Source organism: Pseudomonas sp. KH_046_2, assembly GCF_057838985.1.
On the sequence record NZ_CM174480.1, the window covers coordinates 3,484,175 to 3,501,467 of the forward strand.

8 protein-coding genes are annotated in these 17,293 nt (G+C 60.1%); 4 read left to right on the top strand and 4 right to left on the bottom strand.

Translation table 11 applies throughout. The annotated features are described in order from the left end of the window. Positions 1-118: 118 nt before the first annotated feature. On the bottom strand, positions 119-2,428 hold the full coding sequence (locus tag AC3IX1_RS15700; RefSeq protein WP_489384858.1) for a fatty acid cis/trans isomerase: 2,310 nt from the start codon (positions 2,426-2,428) through the stop codon (positions 119-121). A gap of 156 nt (positions 2,429-2,584) precedes the next feature. Here AC3IX1_RS15700 and metH point away from each other — a divergent pair, with 156 nt between their 5' ends. Next, entirely contained in the window at positions 2,585-6,295 is a 3,711-nt protein-coding gene (gene metH, locus AC3IX1_RS15705; RefSeq protein ID WP_489384859.1) for a methionine synthase, read from the top strand. A 344-nt stretch (positions 6,296-6,639) separates the two neighbouring features. On the opposite strand, the gene AC3IX1_RS15710 is transcribed toward metH, so the two are convergent. Both AC3IX1_RS15710 and AC3IX1_RS15715 read right to left on the bottom strand, forming a co-directional pair. Continuing rightward, positions 6,640-12,822 (bottom strand): NEL-type E3 ubiquitin ligase domain-containing protein, encoded by a 6,183-nt coding sequence (locus tag AC3IX1_RS15710; protein WP_489384860.1) that lies wholly within the window; start codon positions 12,820-12,822, stop codon positions 6,640-6,642. Positions 12,823-12,872: 50 nt separating this feature from the next. Further along, positions 12,873-13,106 carry a hypothetical protein gene (locus tag AC3IX1_RS15715; RefSeq protein WP_489384861.1) on the bottom strand — a complete coding sequence of 78 codons (234 nt, stop codon included), beginning with the start codon at positions 13,104-13,106 and terminating at the stop codon, positions 12,873-12,875. Positions 13,107-13,273: 167 nt separating this feature from the next. On the opposite strand from AC3IX1_RS15715, the gene AC3IX1_RS15720 reads away from it, so the two are divergent. Further along, positions 13,274-13,492, top strand: coding sequence for a DUF2970 domain-containing protein (locus AC3IX1_RS15720; RefSeq protein ID WP_489384862.1), 219 nt, complete (start codon positions 13,274-13,276; stop codon positions 13,490-13,492). 6 nt (positions 13,493-13,498) lie between these two features. On the opposite strand, the gene AC3IX1_RS15725 is transcribed toward AC3IX1_RS15720, so the two are convergent. After that, complete coding sequence (locus AC3IX1_RS15725) at positions 13,499-14,584, bottom strand: ABC transporter substrate-binding protein (protein ID WP_489384863.1); 1,086 nt, start codon at positions 14,582-14,584, stop codon at positions 13,499-13,501. A 523-nt stretch (positions 14,585-15,107) separates the two neighbouring features. On the opposite strand from AC3IX1_RS15725, the gene AC3IX1_RS15730 reads away from it, so the two are divergent. Continuing rightward, complete coding sequence (locus tag AC3IX1_RS15730) at positions 15,108-16,766, top strand: nitrite/sulfite reductase (protein WP_489384864.1); 1,659 nt, start codon at positions 15,108-15,110, stop codon at positions 16,764-16,766. After that, positions 16,750-17,244, top strand: coding sequence for a DUF934 domain-containing protein (locus AC3IX1_RS15735; RefSeq protein ID WP_489384865.1), 495 nt, complete (start codon positions 16,750-16,752; stop codon positions 17,242-17,244). Before AC3IX1_RS15730 ends, AC3IX1_RS15735 begins: the two co-directional genes overlap by 17 nt. Positions 17,245-17,293 lie beyond the last annotated feature (49 nt).

Below are 17,293 nucleotides of genomic sequence, written 5' to 3' on the forward strand. Positions count from 1 at the left end.
CGTTGGGTCGCAAAGCGGCCCCAAAAAAAGGACTGCTGCGCAGTCCAACGGGGCGGTGCGGCGTTCCGACAAGCCCCCTCGCCACATAAGCTCGCTCCCACAAGGGTTCAGTGGTGTTTCAGAGGTTCTCGTAGCGGTTCATGTCCAGCACGCCCTCTTCCACCGGATCGCTTTCGTGGATGTAGCGGCTCAGGTCATGGAAATAGAACCAGAATTGCGGATGACTGCGGCGTATTCCCCAACGTTCGACGATTTTCTCGAAGCTGTCGGTGTCCTTGGCGCTTTCCATTGCATCCACAAACGCCGGCACTTGCCCGGCCGGGATGTTGAACATGAAGTTCGGATAGCTGCTGAGCACACCCGGGAAAACCGTCAGGGTGTCGAGCCCCGGTTGGTAGCGCAGTGATTCACCGAGCAAAAACGCCACGTTGCTGTGGGCACGGTTACGCAACAGGCTGTAGACCTCACGCTTGCCGCTGCTGGTTTCGATCCGCAGCAGGGTGGCTTCCGGCAACTGATCGATGACCTTCAGCCCGGCAGCCGGCCGCGAAGTCAGACGGCTCAACGCCTGCTCGGCACTTTGCAGGTCCGGGTCGATGTTGGGTCGTGAACAGTAAGCGCCGTCGCAGCGATTGATCGGGTCGGGCCTGGCATTAAGGTCGCCGTATCGGGCCAGCAGCTGGTTGGCAAAGTCACGCTTGGGATCAGCCCGGTTCAGATTCAGCGCGGTCGGCTTGTCGTCGTCGATGGTCTCGTAGTCCAGCCACATCTTGAATTTGCCACTGTTCTGATACCAGTCGTCCAGGTAGTCATCCCGGGAATCGGCGGGCATCAGGCGCAGGAAATTCTGCTCGGCGCCGTTACGGATCAAGTCGAAATACAAGCGCGTCTGGGCCTGGTGGGACAGGTTGCCGAACACATCGAAGTTCACCGCCAGTTGATAGTAGGTGCGCTCCAGCAGCGGATAGTCGAACAGCCATATCGTTTGCGGCACCTCGCCGATCAGGCCTTTGGTCACCGAAGCGCTGTCGAAATGGCGGAAGATACTCAGCAACGCGTTGTCGTTGCCGGCCCACAGGGTCGACCAGCTCGGCGCGGGCTCATCGGCGTAACTGTCCCGGCGCAAGGCTTCGTATTCGTTGCGCTTGTCGCGGTAGTCGTGCCACAGGCTGAGGACGCTGCCGACATCATCGTTTTGCCCCGGCATGGCCAGCAACGGCGTGGCCTGCCCGCGATAGTTCGGATCGGTGACATACAGGTCGTGCTCGGGCGCCTGGAACAGCGCCCAGAAATTATCGCGGATCACGTCCGTGGCGATCTGACCACGACACACCGGCCCACGGATAAAGGTGCGCACGAAGTACTCGGCGTTATCGAGCATGAACTGATAGCGCGCCTGGGCCGGAATCGCTTCGAAGGTGGCGAACGGGTTGGCCCGGCTCTGCGGTCCATAGCCCGGCAATGCGTCGACCTGCCAGTTGCCGCTGTAGAACAGGCTCTTGACCCGCGCCAGCTTCGCCGGACTCAGCGGATAGGTGATGTGGGTCTTGTGCACGATCACGCCCTGCACCGGCCACAAGCGGTAATAAAACTGCGTACCCGGATCATCGTTCGGGCGACGGGTGTTGATCAGGTCAATCGGCTGGCCGGTCGGGGTGCGCGAACGCACCCACTGAAAGAAATGCCCAGGCTCGCCGTCCTTGAAGTAGAGATGGGCGAGGAACCAGTGCTCGTACAGCCAGCGCCCCACCAGGCTTTCCCGGGCGCCCGGCGAATTGAGCAGGTTTTCCCATTGCACCACCTGCAAGGCTTCCCTGGCGCTGGGCGCCAGCGCCTGCTGATCGATCGGCGCGCCTGCCGCCAGCCAGCGTTGCAGCGTCTGGTATTGCTGGTCGGTCAGGCCGGTCACTGCCAGCGGCATACCCTCCTTCGGATACTTGGCGGCGTAGCCGTCGAACTCTGCGGGCATGGCACACATGTTTTCCCGGTTCAGGCCCAGGACGATGTCTTCCGGCAGCTTCGCGTTGGGTTGCAACGGGGTTTTGTGGCCAAGCTCCAGCATCCGCGCCATCAGCGCAGCCTGGCTGCCCTGGGCATCGAGCACCGAATAGAAGCCCTTTTGCTGCCAGGCCTGTTTGCCGGAGGCGTCATAGAACAGTCGGGTTGGAGCAACCGCCTGGCGTCGGTCACCGTCGTAGACCGGGACTTTGGTTGCGCCACGTGCCGCGCCCTCACCGCTGCCCAGGTTGAGCTGACAGGCGGCGTCGTTGCAGGCGTGGCAGGCCACGCACTTTTCAGTGAAGATCGGCTGAATGTCACGGCTGTAGGAAATAGACGGTGAACTGGCAGTTGGAATCGCCGGGCCTTGCGCGGTGGCGCCCCAGCTTAAAAACAGCAGCAATGTGCCGATGACGAAGCGATACGACATGTCCCTGGTCCTGAATCCTGAAAAAACGCCGCGATTCTACCGGTCTGTCATCCTTACCAACATGAACGATATTCATGCAAAATCGAGTCATGCTCCAAAAGCACACAGGTTTGCTATCATCCCGGCCCTTCGTCATGGTCTTACCGAGTAGTCCAAATGTCCGATCGCAGCGTTCGCCTTCAAGCTCTCAAGCACGCCCTCAAAGAGCGCATCCTGATTCTCGATGGCGGTATGGGCACGATGATCCAGAGCTACAAGCTCGAAGAGCAGGATTACCGTGGCAAACGCTTCGCTGACTGGCCAAGCGATGTCAAAGGCAACAACGACCTGTTGGTACTGACTCGCCCGGATGTGATTGGCGGCATTGAAAAAGCCTACCTGGACGCCGGTGCCGACATTCTGGAAACCAATACCTTCAACGCCACCCAGATTTCCCTGGCTGACTACGGCATGCAAGGCCTGGCGTATGAATTAAACGTAGAAGGCGCACGCCTGGCGCGCAAGGTGGCCGACGCCAAGACCCTGGAAACCCCGGACAAGCCGCGCTTTGTCGCCGGCGTGCTCGGTCCTACAAGTCGCACCTGCTCGTTGTCCCCGGACGTGAACAACCCCGGCTACCGCAACGTGACCTTCGATGAACTGGTGGAAAACTACACCGAGTCCACCAAAGGCCTGATCGAAGGCGGCGCCGACCTGATTCTGATCGAAACCATTTTCGACACCCTGAACGCCAAGGCTGCGATCTTCGCCGTGCAAGGCGTGTTCGAGGAGTTGGGCATTGAATTGCCGATCATGATCTCCGGCACCATCACCGACGCCTCGGGCCGCACCCTGTCGGGCCAGACCACCGAAGCGTTCTGGAACTCCGTGGCCCACGCCAAGCCGATTTCCGTCGGCCTGAACTGCGCCCTCGGCGCCCGCGAATTGCGCCCGTACCTCGAAGAGCTGTCGAACAAGGCCAACACCCACGTTTCCGCGCACCCGAACGCCGGCCTGCCGAACGAATTCGGTGAGTACGACGAATTGCCGTCGGAAACCGCCAAGGTCATCGAAGAATTCGCCCAGAGCGGCTTCCTCAACATCGTCGGCGGCTGCTGCGGCACCACGCCGGGCCACATCGAAGCCATCGCCAAGGCCGTGGCCGGTTATGCACCGCGCGAGATTCCGGACATCCCGAAGGCTTGCCGCCTCTCGGGCCTTGAGCCGTTCACCATCGATCGCAACTCGCTGTTCGTCAACGTCGGCGAGCGGACCAACATCACCGGTTCCGCCAAGTTCGCCCGCCTGATCCGCGAAGACAACTACACCGAAGCCCTGGAAGTCGCCCTGCAGCAGGTCGAAGCCGGCGCCCAGGTGATCGACATCAACATGGACGAAGGGATGCTCGATTCGAAGAAGGCCATGGTGACCTTCCTCAATCTGATCGCCGGCGAACCGGACATCTCCCGCGTACCGATCATGATCGACTCCTCCAAGTGGGAAGTGATCGAAGCCGGCCTCAAGTGCATCCAGGGCAAGGGCATCGTCAACTCGATCAGCATGAAAGAAGGCGTCGAGCAGTTCATCCATCACGCCAAGCTGTGCAAGCGCTACGGCGCCGCGGTGGTGGTGATGGCCTTCGACGAAGCCGGCCAGGCCGACACCGAAGCGCGCAAGAAGGAAATCTGCAAACGCTCCTACGACATCCTGGTCAACGAAGTGGACTTCCCGCCGGAAGACATCATCTTCGACCCGAACATCTTCGCCGTGGCCACCGGTATTGAAGAGCACAACAACTACGCCGTCGATTTCATCAATGCCTGTGCCTACATCCGTGACGAGCTGCCGTATGCGCTGACCTCCGGCGGCGTGTCCAACGTGTCGTTCTCGTTCCGTGGCAACAACCCGGTGCGCGAGGCGATCCACTCGGTGTTCCTGCTGTACGCGATCCGTTCCGGCCTGACCATGGGCATCGTCAACGCCGGTCAACTGGAGATCTACGACCAGATCCCGGCAGAACTGCGCGACGCCGTGGAAGACGTGATCCTCAACCGCACCCCGGATGGCACCGACGCCCTCCTCGCCATCGCCGACAAGTACAAGGGCGACGGCAGCGTCAAGGAAGCCGAGACCGAAGAGTGGCGCAACTGGGACGTCAACAAGCGTCTGGAGCACGCACTGGTCAAGGGCATCACCACCCACATCGTCGAAGACACCGAAGAATCGCGCCAGTCGTTCGCCCGTCCGATCGAAGTGATCGAAGGCCCGTTGATGTCCGGCATGAACATCGTCGGCGACCTGTTCGGCGCCGGCAAAATGTTCCTGCCGCAAGTGGTGAAATCCGCTCGCGTGATGAAGCAGGCCGTGGCCCACCTGATCCCGTTCATCGAACTGGAAAAAGGCGACAAGCCGCAAGCCAAGGGCAAGATCCTCATGGCCACGGTGAAAGGCGACGTGCACGACATCGGCAAGAACATCGTTGGCGTGGTGCTGGGCTGCAACGGCTATGACATCGTCGACCTCGGCGTGATGGTGCCGGCGGAAAAAATCCTGCAGGTAGCCAAGGAACAGAAGTGCGACATCATCGGCCTGTCCGGCCTGATCACTCCGTCGCTGGATGAGATGGTCCACGTTGCCCGCGAAATGCAGCGCCAGGACTTCCACCTGCCGTTGATGATCGGTGGCGCCACTACCTCCAAAGCGCACACGGCGGTGAAGATCGAGCCCAAGTACAGCAACGATGCGGTGATCTACGTCACTGACGCCTCCCGCGCCGTGGGCGTGGCGACGCAGTTGCTGTCCAAGGAACTCAAGGCCGGTTTCGTCGAGAAAACCCGCCAGGATTACATCGAGGTTCGCGAGCGCACTGCCAACCGCAGCGCCCGCACCGAACGCCTGAGCTACGGCGCGGCCATCGCCAAGAAACCGCAATTCGACTGGGCGGGCTACACGCCGGTCAGACCGACCTTCACCGGCACCCGGGTGCTGGACAACATCGACCTCAACGTCCTGGCCGAGTACATCGACTGGACGCCGTTCTTCATCTCCTGGGACCTGGCCGGCAAGTTCCCGCGCATCCTCAAGGACGAAGTGGTCGGTGAAGCCGCCACCTCGCTCTATAAAGACGCTCGGGAAATGCTGACCAAACTGATCGACGAGAAGCTGATCAGCGCCCGTGCGGTGTTCGGTTTCTGGCCCGCCAACCAGGTGCATGACGACGACATCGAGCTCTATGGCGATGACGGCAAGCCAATGGCCAAGTTGCATCACCTGCGCCAGCAGATCATCAAGACCGATGGCAAGCCGAACTTCTCCCTGGCCGACTTCGTCGCTCCCAAAGGCAGTGAAGTGACTGACTACGTGGGTGGTTTCATCACCACCGCCGGCATCGGCGCCGAAGAAGTGGCCAAGGCTTACCAGGAAGCTGGCGACGATTACAACTCGATCATGGTCAAGGCGCTGGCCGACCGCCTGGCCGAGGCGTGCGCCGAGTGGCTGCACCAGCAGGTGCGTAAAGAGCATTGGGGCTACGCCAAGGATGAGGCGCTCGATAACGAGGCGCTGATCAAGGAGCAATACACCGGCATCCGTCCGGCACCGGGTTACCCGGCCTGCCCGGACCACACCGAGAAGGCCCAGTTGTTTGCCCTGCTCGATCCAGAAGCCCAGGAAATGCGCGCTGGCCGCAGCGGCGTGTTCCTCACCGAGCACTACGCGATGTTCCCGGCGGCAGCGGTCAGCGGCTGGTACTTCGCTCACCCGCAGGCGCAATACTTTGCCGTGGGCAAGATCGACAAGGACCAGGTGCAGAGCTACACCTCGCGCAAAGGTCAGGAATTGAGCGTGACCGAACGCTGGCTGGCGCCGAACCTGGGTTACGACAACTAAACAGCCTTGCCAACCACGCCATCGTGGTCGGTAAAGATCCCTTGTGGGAGCGAGCTTGCTCGCGAAAACGGTCTATCAGTCAACATCAATGTTGAATGTTGTTCCGCATTCGCGAGCAGGCTCGCTCCCACAATAGTTATCCGGCGGCTGATTCAGCTGTTCCCGGCCGATGTCCCTGGTTGCGGTTCTTCACCCGCAACCTCCTTGCGGGACAACTCGATCATCTTCGCGTTGCGCGCCGCCGCCTGTTCGAACAGCTGGTTCAAGAAGGCAGCGTCATCGGCGTTATCAGCACCGTCATCCTCCCCGGCCTGGCTCTCCGCCTCATCAAGTGCCCTGAACTCTCAAGGGTATTTCTCCTTGAGGTAATCCACCCAATAATCGCGCTGGATCAAGTCTTCGAAAAAACCGTCGGAGCGCTCCGCATTGATGACCTCCACGCGCGCGTCCACCAGTTGTTGCCGAGTGACACCCGAGGCATACGTCATGTGTTTCGGCTGCCCCGGCAGGATCAGGCCGTCATCCCAGCCCTCGGTCAAGCCGATTCGATAGCCCAGGCGCACCTCGGCCTCATCCTCGCCGGTACGAGCCGCGGCTTTGGTCGCCAGATCATCGATTTTGTCCAGTCGAAACAGTTGCCTGGACAGTTTCAGCAATGCTTCGCCCTTCACACTCAGGCGTCCAGGCGGAATGTCGAGCAAGGCATTGTGGGTGAACACTTTGCTTTCCAGCCCGCTGAACGTGAGGATTCGACCGTCGACACAGGTGCCATGGGTAGTCGAACCGGCGAACAGGACTTCCCGAAGTTCGCTGTTGCTGGCCGCGGCTTCCATCACTGTCCAGACCCGTCGCGTCAAGTCGGCATTGGCCACCCGAAACTCCTGGGTGTCCTGCAATCGCGAGAGCAAATGAAAGAACGCAGCATTGTCCGGCTCGGCCGCCAGCTGATTCCAGATTTCGCTTTTACCGGCCAGTTCCTCCGGGGGCGCGTTGGCCAACCAAGGGGCTACCTGTTCGGAATCAGGCTCGACTTCCGGAAGTTCTTCATCTGACTCAACGCTTTCACTGCTGCCTTCGTCGTGGGCATCATCGATCAATTCATCAAGCTCAGAACGCGAGAGCCCCAGCACGGTGTCGCGTGCTCCTGCGTCACGGTAAGCCCTCAATCGCTCAAGACTCTCCAGCGACAAATAGTGGTTATCGCTCAGGTCCGTACCACTCAACAGTACTTCGTGACTGCCATCCAGTGCCTGTGCCGGAATCGACGTGATGTCGTTGCCACTGAGGTTCAGCGTATTGAGGTGGTAGGCGTCCAGCGCGCCCTGCGGCCATTGGGTCAAACTGTTGTTGCGCAGATCGAGCGTCTCCAATGCCTCGAAAACACCGAGATCAAAGGAGTCCAGCTCGTTGTAGCCCAGATCAAGCCAGTGTAGACGCTCCAGATTGCTCAACGAGTCATACAACAACTCGGTGTCGTCCAGCCGGTTCGAAGACAGCTCCAGTCGCTCAAGCATATCCATGTACTGGACCGGCTCAGGCACTGCCTCCAGCCCATTGCCATTGAGTTCCAGTGTTTTCACTCGGGTAAAGGCGTTGAGGAACCCGTCGGAACCTGTCCGGGTCAGTTTTACACCCGTCAGTTTCAACGTACCGACGTGATCGAACATTGCCGGCATCTCCGGGAGGTCGCCCAGTTGCAGGCCACTCAGATCCAATACGGCATTGGCAACACCTTCCACAGCAGTCAGGCCTTCGCGCCAGCATTCGAGGATGCGCAAGGCGCCCAGCCTGCGAATGCTTGAAGACATCATCCAGCCTGTACCGCGGACTCCCCGTGTAAAGATCCAGCCGTTCAACTGACGGGTAAGCGCTTCGTAGGTCTGTTCCCAACCGGCAAGGCGCTCGCTGATTTGCACCTCGCTCGCCCCGCGCTCGCGCATCTGTTCCAGCGTTTGCAAGGCTTCATCATCCGCCAGTGCCGGATTCAAACGTTGCAGACGTCGTGTGAATACCTCGGCCCCTTCTCCCGCTGGAACCTCAGGCAACACCAGCAAATTCTGCGCGATGGAAAGACCACTCTCGGACGGCGGGAAACCATGCGGTATCGGCTCCATGGCGAAGCGCTCCAGGGCACCCTCTGGCAGCACCCTGGCAACTTCTATACGCTGACAGGCGGTCTTGAGCATTGCGCCAGCCTGAGGGGTCAAGGGCGAACCGCCGAGACTTGTTTTCATCAATACCTCATTTTCCAGCACTGCCACCGGCAGCTCGGAAATCTTGCTGTCGCGCAAATCCAGCCAGGTCAATTCGGGCAGGTCTTGCGCACCTGCCGGCCACTCCCGCAGCTCAGTTGCGCGCAGATTCAAGGCCTTGAGGCGAGTCATTGCGCTGACGTCCAGGGTGTTCAGGGGGTTGCTGCTCAGGTCCAGATACTCGAGCGTCTGCAACCCATCGAGACCTTGCTGGATTCCTGGATCGACAACAATCTCGTTACTGGAGAGGTCCAGCTGTGTCAATTTTCCGAGATCGTTGGGGCCGATGGGGATTTCGGTCAGGCCGCAACTGCGCAAGTCGAGTGTTTGAAGCTCGGAAAACCCACTGATGAAACCGCGTATCTGTGCTGCAGACGCTTTACTCCCTCTCAAATACAGCGTTTGCACCTCCGGGAAAGCACCGGCCGGCAGCTCGGGAAAATCACTCAATCCCAGATTAGGCAAGTCCAGCACCGAGGCATTGACCATAGCGCCGTAGCGCTTGAATACGCCGTTGCGCCAGCAGGCTCTCAGGGAATTTGCCGCTAATGTTCGACCTGTTATTTCGTTGATCGCTGTCGGCTTCGCAAACACACGATAGGACCAGTCATTGAGGTTGCGGTTGAGTGCATGGTGTTGCTCACTCAAGGCTTCGATCGCCCCGTACCTCGCCTCGGCGTCCTGCCACTGATCGACAAACCGGTTGAACAAGGCCTCGTGATTCTCGTTGATGCCCTCGCCAAGGCGTCTCAACTCACCCTTGCTGTAATCCCTGACCATTGCTTCGAGATCGACAAGGTGTGGGGGTTGCCTTTTGGCGTACTCATACGCCGGCCTGAAATTCTCACGAAGGAAATTCGACCAGTCCAGCGACAGTCCGGACCAGAGCTTTTCATGTCCGCTGAAAATGCCGTCGGGCAAGGTTCTGATCCCGGTGTCCTTGAGGTTCAATTGCTCAAGGCGCGGCAGTTCGAGAACCCCGGCGGGCCATTCGAACAACGAAGGTGCAAGCACTTCCAGCCGGCGCAGATTGCGCAACTGGCTGACATCCAGCGCAATCGGCGTGAACCCCGAACAATAGACATTGAGGTACTCAAGCCTGGTCAACGTGCTGAGCCTGGTTGGCATGTCGACGGCGTAGGGCGCGGCTGAATAGAAGCTCAGATCCGTGAGTTCCGGCATCGTGCCGATGACTTCGGGCACATTGCTGAACTGGTTGCCCGTAGCGTTGATCCGCAGCTTTCTCAACCTGGGGAAATTCGCCAACAGCGCATCGGCATTGGCATCGGTGATACACCGCCCCCGGACGTACAGATCCCGCACATGGGAGAAATCCGCCGACAACGCAGGCAGCGCTTCATCACAGGTCAGGTCAAGCAATGTGAAGCGCGCCTGCTCTGCGGCCAACGGCGAGTTGCGCCAGCTTTGCTTGAGGCTCTGCGCGACCGAGGCCTTGCCGCCCAGCATGCGCTCCAGGGGAGAGTTCGGCGATGGCTCGCCAACCCAATGATCGAGCGTCGCCTCAAGCGTCTCCCACTCGCGCAGACGGGCCTGCAACAAACCGTAAATCTGCGCGTCGGTTTTTCCCGCACGCAACTGCGCCAGGACAAATCCGTTGGCCTGCTGCTCGGTCAGCGCCGGATAGACATCCCGAACCCGAGTCGCCAGCGAAGGGTTGATCCCTTGCCCGCGTCCGCTGGCGTAGTACCCCACCAACCGTTCGCTGACCCGAACCGGAGGCTTGAACTTCGCATGCTTGCCATTGCCTGCCTCCAGACTTTGTGCCAGCTCGCCACGATGGGTGACGGCATGGTCGATGATTGCCGTGCGCAACTGGCTGCCCTGAGCCACATGGGGAACGCCCAGCGACTGGCGCGCCTCGTCGGGCAAGGCATGCATGATCGACGAGTAAAAATTGTCGCTATCTCGAGGAATGCCGTTGAGCTCCTCGCCGCGCTCATCAAACGCCTGGTAAGCCGGCCCTTTCTTGACCACGTATTTGCGCGTGACCGCAGTCTGACTGCCAATGCCATCGATCAGCGGCCCCTCGACGTGACCGTCGCGCACTTCCAGGCGAACGCTGTCGGACCAACCCGGCAGCTTTTCCAGGGAATGCAGGGCGAGCCATCGGCTGTCCGCCGACGCCAAACGCTCCAGATGCAACCCGGCAAATGCACGGTTGACGCGCCCTTGCCGTGCATACCAGCGGCCCTCTTCAAGCATGCTCAAGGGAATCCGCCGCGTCGTTTGCCACCGGGCCAGTTCCTCGGTATTGGCATCCAGCAACACCCTGTTGGCAGCGGGCTCACTCAGCCCCGGGCAAGCACGCCGCAGCATCGCCACCGGTCCCTTACCCGCCTCGGTACTCTCCGGGCCAGCCTCGAACGTTGCCAACAGTTCAGTCAGCCCTGGAGGTGGAGGCAGATGATCGAGGTGCATCTTGCGCAGAGCACTGTCACTGGTACCGCTGGCATCGGCGATGGTGAGCAGTTGTTCGTCAGTCAGAGCCTCGGTCGCGTGGCCCATGCGCCGCAACAGGGTCAGTCGGTCCCACTCCAGAGGACGCTCCAGCGCATGGCGCCAGGCACCGTGGCCGTTGTGTTCGAGAATCGGCCGCCAGGCCCCGGTATCGGTCGGATGCTTGATGCACCACTTTTTCACTGACGAATCAAAGGTGATCTCATACACCTTGCCCGCCTGGCGGATGTAAGTCTTGCGGTTCGCACGAAACTGCCCCAGGGAATTGGGGGCGATGTCATCGCCCAGCTCAACGTTGCACTCATAGGCCTTCAGGTCGGGTTTCCACAGCCGTGTCGTGCCATCGGGGCGCTTGATGGCGTCCAGCCCTTCGATCACGGGCTCCGGCGCAACCGGCGCTATCTTGCCGAGCACCTTGCCGGCCCCCGCCATCACCGCAATCAGCGCCAGGTTTTCCGCGACATCGATCAGGTGCGCCTTGGCCGCAGTGCGATCCCCCTCACTCCACTCGATAACCCCTTCGAACGATTCGTACAGCAATTGCCCGGCCATTACCGTCAGCATGATCTCGCCCAGCACCGGTACGAACATCGACACCATGTTCAAGCCCAGCATGCCGATTTCCAGCAGGTGATTGAGCTTTTCTGCCCGCACCTTTGCATCGACGTCAGCGGTCGGGACGGCATGGCTGCGCGCATCGGCGATGACCTTGGCGCGGTTTTGCTCGTAGAGATAAGCCCACAGATCGGTATTGGCGGACCAGATTCCAGCTACGTCTTTACGTGTCGTACCCATTGGGTCCAGGTAAGGATCTTCCACCGGTTCGCGCTTGCCCCGGGTTTCAGGGGGCAGCTCTTTGATACCGACGAACGTGGAGATCGGCGGAATGTATCGGGCGACCTTGACCCAGATGGAGTGCAACGGATCGCTCGGAGCGTCCGCCGCCTTGCGGGTGAACTGGCTGAAGTAGTAAGGGCGGTCGGCGTAAGCCACGAATTGACTGAAAAAACGCTGGTGTGCGGTCGGCCTGCCATCGCTGGCAGACCGTGTATTGCCGGCCGTGAACTGGCGCTTGAATTCGTCACGCAACTGCGCCGAGGTGTAGCGCTTGAGCGGATGCTCGGGATCATGGGGAATGTAGACGATGAAATCGCTGGTGTAGCGATACTGCTCGCTGATGCTGAACACCACACAGCCGGTCATCCGGCGCTTCATCAAGGCGAGGTCGCGGAACCAGACCTGTCTGTCGCCCAGCCGGGGATGGACTTCCCCGCCAATGACCGAAAGGATCATCGAGTAGTCTTGCGGTTCGATGTCCTTTTTCAACAACGCCAGGTCGGCTGCCGCCCTCATTGCGGTTTTCTGGCTGTCGATGAATTGTTCGCGCAAGTTGGTTTCGACCCGCGCATCCGCTGGGTGGAAAAATCCGTTCACACAGGTTTGATACTGCGCTCCGATGTCCAGCGTTCGGCACAGCGACAGGAACTGCCTGACCGTCATGCCCAGCGCAACATTCTGGAATGTACCCGGGGTCGGCGTTTCGATCACAAACCCTGACTCACGGTGGAAGGCCCCTTCTTCACACTCCGACGCCTCGAAGTTGTGCAATGCCGCCTGGAGCAAGGACAACTTCAACACCTCGAAAGACGTGAGTTCGACATCGAACGCGCCAACCTCCAGGGGGCGCCGCAGGCACACCCAGGTCTTGTTGACGTCAACGTCGACCGAGAACCTGGCCTTGAGAGCCTTGGCCAATATCGGCCCGGCGAATGTTTCGGCGTCGTGCAGCGCGGACATTGTCTGGTCCAGCCGGGTCTGCGAGATAAAACTGGCGTTGAAGCTTGCCCTCAGTGCCTGCCGTTGCGCGTCGGATGCGTGCGCGTACCAGTCAGGCGTGTTGCGCTATCCTTGATCGCGGCGCGCCTTGGGGGCGTCGCGTTGATCAACCAATCGGGGGTCATGCGTTCAAGCGATTCACTGTGCATGCTGCTTTTTCCTGGCAGCAACGGCTTCGACACTGAACCTTCAATAGGCGACTGCACCTTCGACGTCGGGGACGAAGTGCGGGATGAAATGCTCATACTGTCTCTCCTGGTAAATGGAGCGACAGGACACCACCTCGGTCTTGAACACCTGCGGTACATAGTTACCGCAATTTCGAAAAGGCGAGTCAAAGCGTTTCAGGCAGCCACGGCACGAATCGGCAGATTGGCTATGCTGTGGGGACCCACTTTCAGGCGAGGGTTTTATGGACGATCCGGCCGACAACAAGCCGCCGACCTTCTGGCAAATGCTGCACAGCGTCATGGCAGCGGCGTTCGGGGTGCAGAGCGGGAAGAACCGGGCCCGTGATTTCACTCACGGCAAGCCGAGTCATTTCGTGATTCTGGGGATTGTGTTCACGGCGGTGTTTGCATTGACGCTGTTCGGCGTCGTCAAGCTGGTGCTGCTGCTGGCCGGGGTTTGACGGGGCTCAGTGCATCAGGGTTTGCAGGGTGAACGGGTAACGCCAGGACGCGGGACGCCCCTTGGCCGAGAGTTTGTGGAAATCCACGCCGAAGTCCTGCGCGGAGCTCATCGCCAGCAGTCGCCTGGCCTGTGTCCGATCGATCAGCTGCAACAACGGAACCTGGCGGTCACGGCCGCCGTACTGGCTGATGTCCACGCCTTCATCGTAGTCATGCAATTGCACCAGTGCCCAGCCACCGAGGCTGAAGTGCCCGCCCAGCAAGACACTCAGGCGACGGTCCAGCAGCGCTTGCAACGCGGCGGGTGAATTGTTGATCGCGCCGAACAGCACGCCCTTGCCTGGCACACCTCCCGCCTCGACATACGCCTGCATCACGCCGAACGCCATTTCGTCATTCGCGGCCCAGACCAGCGACGTCTGCGGGTAGCGTTTGAACAGCAACCTGGCCTGCTCGTAGGCACGTTGCCGGATCCAGCCGCCGTACACCAGTTGCCGCAAACGCACTTCGGGGTGCTCGGCCAAGGCACGCCGCAAGCCCTTCTCGCGAAATTGCGCGGACGGGGTGATCTTCAAACCTGAAAAGGCCAGTAACTCGATGGTCTGGCCGGGGGCCACCGGGCCGTGCTGTCGGATCAGCTCCTTGAGCATCAGGTAGCCGCCCTCCTCGTCGTTGGGCACCAGACTGCCGAGCAAATCGGGATACTTGTCAGGCCGGGCGTCGATCAGCTTCATCTGATCCGGGGTAAGGGCGTTGTTGACCATGAACAGCTTCACACCGCTGTCTTTGGCCAGCCGCAGGACTTCGGGGGCGATGTATTGCTCGTTGACGAAGACCAGGTAGTCGGGGCGATGGTGGCCCTGGAGGGCTTCGCGAGCCTGGCGGATGGTGTTTTCGGAGACGCGGTCGGAATACTGGATGCGCAAGTCCATTCCCAGGTCGGTCGCCGCGGCCTGCATGAACTGCGAGTAACTCACCCAAAAGGCCTCCGTGGCGGTTCCCGGGTTAAGGAACAGCACTGACGCCGCCTGGGCACAATGTCCCACGATCATGCCCAGCGTCAGCAATACGCCACACAGAAACTTCAACATTGGTCGTCCGAGCCCCCGGAAATTCGCCGCGCATTATAGCCAGCGAACGTCCGTAAAACGGCGATTTTTCCGGTTTTTGTCAGACAATCGTCGGAACCGGGCCCGGACGGGGTCGTTTACTGATGGCTGACCCAGAAAACCGCCGTCCCCACGACCAGAATGATCAGGAACAAAATTGCCCATGCATCAACGGTGCTATCGCTTTTCCTTGCTTTGGTTGGGTTGCTCATTGCATCGCCTCTTGTCGGTTTTATCGGTGATTGCATAAAGACTCGAGCAGAGTAAAGACGACGATTGCCCGCATCACAAACAGGGTCTTTGCAACAACGAATCTCATTAGGCGATTTGGTTCTTTACATATGCTCAAACATCACTTTTACGCATAACTGCAAACTGGTATCGTGCCCCGGCTCCTTAGGGAGTGCGCGGCCGTGCGCGCAGAATTGCCGAGGTTTTATCGGACGCCAGCAAGCCAAAAAACGCCGCTGTTTCCGACCGGCCCAAGCCTGAGAACAGGACTTATATGTACGTATACGACGAATACGATCAGCGGATCATCGAGGACCGCGTCAAGCAGTTCCGTGATCAGACCCGACGCTATCTGGCAGGCGAGCTGAGCGAAGAAGAATTCCGCCCCCTGCGCCTGCAAAATGGCCTTTATATCCAGCGTTTCGCGCCTATGTTGCGAGTCGCCGTGCCATACGGCCAACTGACTTCGCACCAGATTCGAATGATGGCCAAAATTGCCCGCGACTACGACAAGGGCTACGCCCACATCAGTACCCGGCAGAACGTGCAGTTCAACTGGCCGGCCGTGGAAGACATTCCGGACATTCTCGCTGAACTGGCCACCGTGCAGATGCACGCGATTCAGACCAGCGGCAACTGCCTGCGCAACGTCACCACCGACCAGTTTGCCGGCGTCGCCGCCGACGAGCTGATCGACCCGCGCCCCTGGTGCGAGATCGTGCGCCAGTGGACTACGTTCCACCCGGAGTTCGCCTACCTGCCGCGCAAATTCAAGATTGCCGTCAACGGTTCGACTTCCGACCGCGCCGCCATCGAAGTCCATGACATCGGCCTTGAGCCGGTGCACAACGCCGCCGGCGAACTGGGCTTCCGTGTCCTGGTCGGCGGTGGCCTGGGCCGTACGCCGGTGGTGGGTGCATTCATCAACGAGTTCCTGCCGTGGCAAGACCTGTTGAGCTACCTCGACGCCATCCTGCGGGTCTACAACCGCTATGGCCGTCGCGACAACAAGTACAAGGCGCGGATCAAGATTCTGGTCAAGGCGCTGACGCCTGAAGTCTTCGCACAGAAAGTCGATGCGGAAATGGAGCACCTTCGCGGTGGCCAGACCACATTGACCGAAGCCGAAGTGCAGCGCGTCGCCAAACACTTCGTAGACCCGGACTACAAGGCGCTGGACAACCAGACCGCCGCCCTGGCCGAACTCGACCAACAGCACCCGGGCTTCGCCCGTTGGCGCGTGCGCAACACCCTGGCCCACAAGAAGCCGGGTTATGTGGCCGTGACCTTGTCCCTGAAGCCGACCGGCGTTGCACCGGGCGACATCACCGACAAACAGCTCGACGCCGTGGCCGACCTGGCCGACCGCTACAGCTTCGGTCAACTGCGCACCTCCCACGAGCAGAACATCATCCTGGCCGACGTCGAACAGGACAAGCTGTTCGCCATGTGGGGCGAATTGCGCGAGCAAGGCTTCGCCACGCCGAACATCGGCCTGCTGACCGACATCATCTGCTGCCCGGGCGGCGATTTCTGCTCCCTGGCCAACGCCAAGTCAATCCCGATCGCCGAATCGATCCAGCGCCGTTTCGACGACCTGGACTACTTGTTCGACATCGGCGAACTGGACCTGAACATCTCCGGTTGCATGAACGCCTGTGGTCACCACCACGTCGGCCACATCGGCATCCTCGGGGTGGACAAGAAAGGCGAAGAGTTCTATCAGGTTTCCCTCGGCGGCAGCGCCAGCCGCGACGCCAGCCTGGGCAAGATCCTCGGCCCGTCCTTTGCCCAGGAAGCCATGCCTGACGTGATCGAAAAGCTGATCGACGTGTACATCGAACAACGTACCGAAGACGAACGCTTCATCGACACCTATCAGCGTATTGGTATCGATCTCTTCAAGGAGCGTGTCTATGCAGCGAATCATTAAGAACAACGAGGTCGTCGACGAGACCTGGCACCTGCTGCCCAAGGACTTCAACATCGACGAGATCAGCAACTGCGACGACCTTATCGTGCCGTTGCAGCTGTGGCGCGAACACAGCCGCATGCTCCTGGCCCGCGATGGCGGCCTGGGCATCTGGCTGGACGCCGATGAAGAAGCCGAGGAAATCGGCGAAGACGCGGCTCAGTTCCAGGTCATTGCCCTGAACTTCCCGGCCTTCACCGATGGCCGCAACTACTCCAACGCCCGCCTGCTGCGTGACCGTTACGGTTTCAAGGGCGAGCTACGGGCCATTGGCGACGTGCTGCGTGACCAGTTGTTCTACATGCATCGCTGTGGTTTCGACGCGTTTGCAATCCGCCCCGACAAAGACCCGTACGAAGCCCTTGAAGGCCTCAAGGACTTCTCGGTGACTTATCAGGCCGCTACCGACGAACCGCTGCCGCTGTTCCGTCGTCGCTGACCGTCCCTCCCTTGAACCCCAGCCCGGGTTCAAGGGGATTTACCCTTCA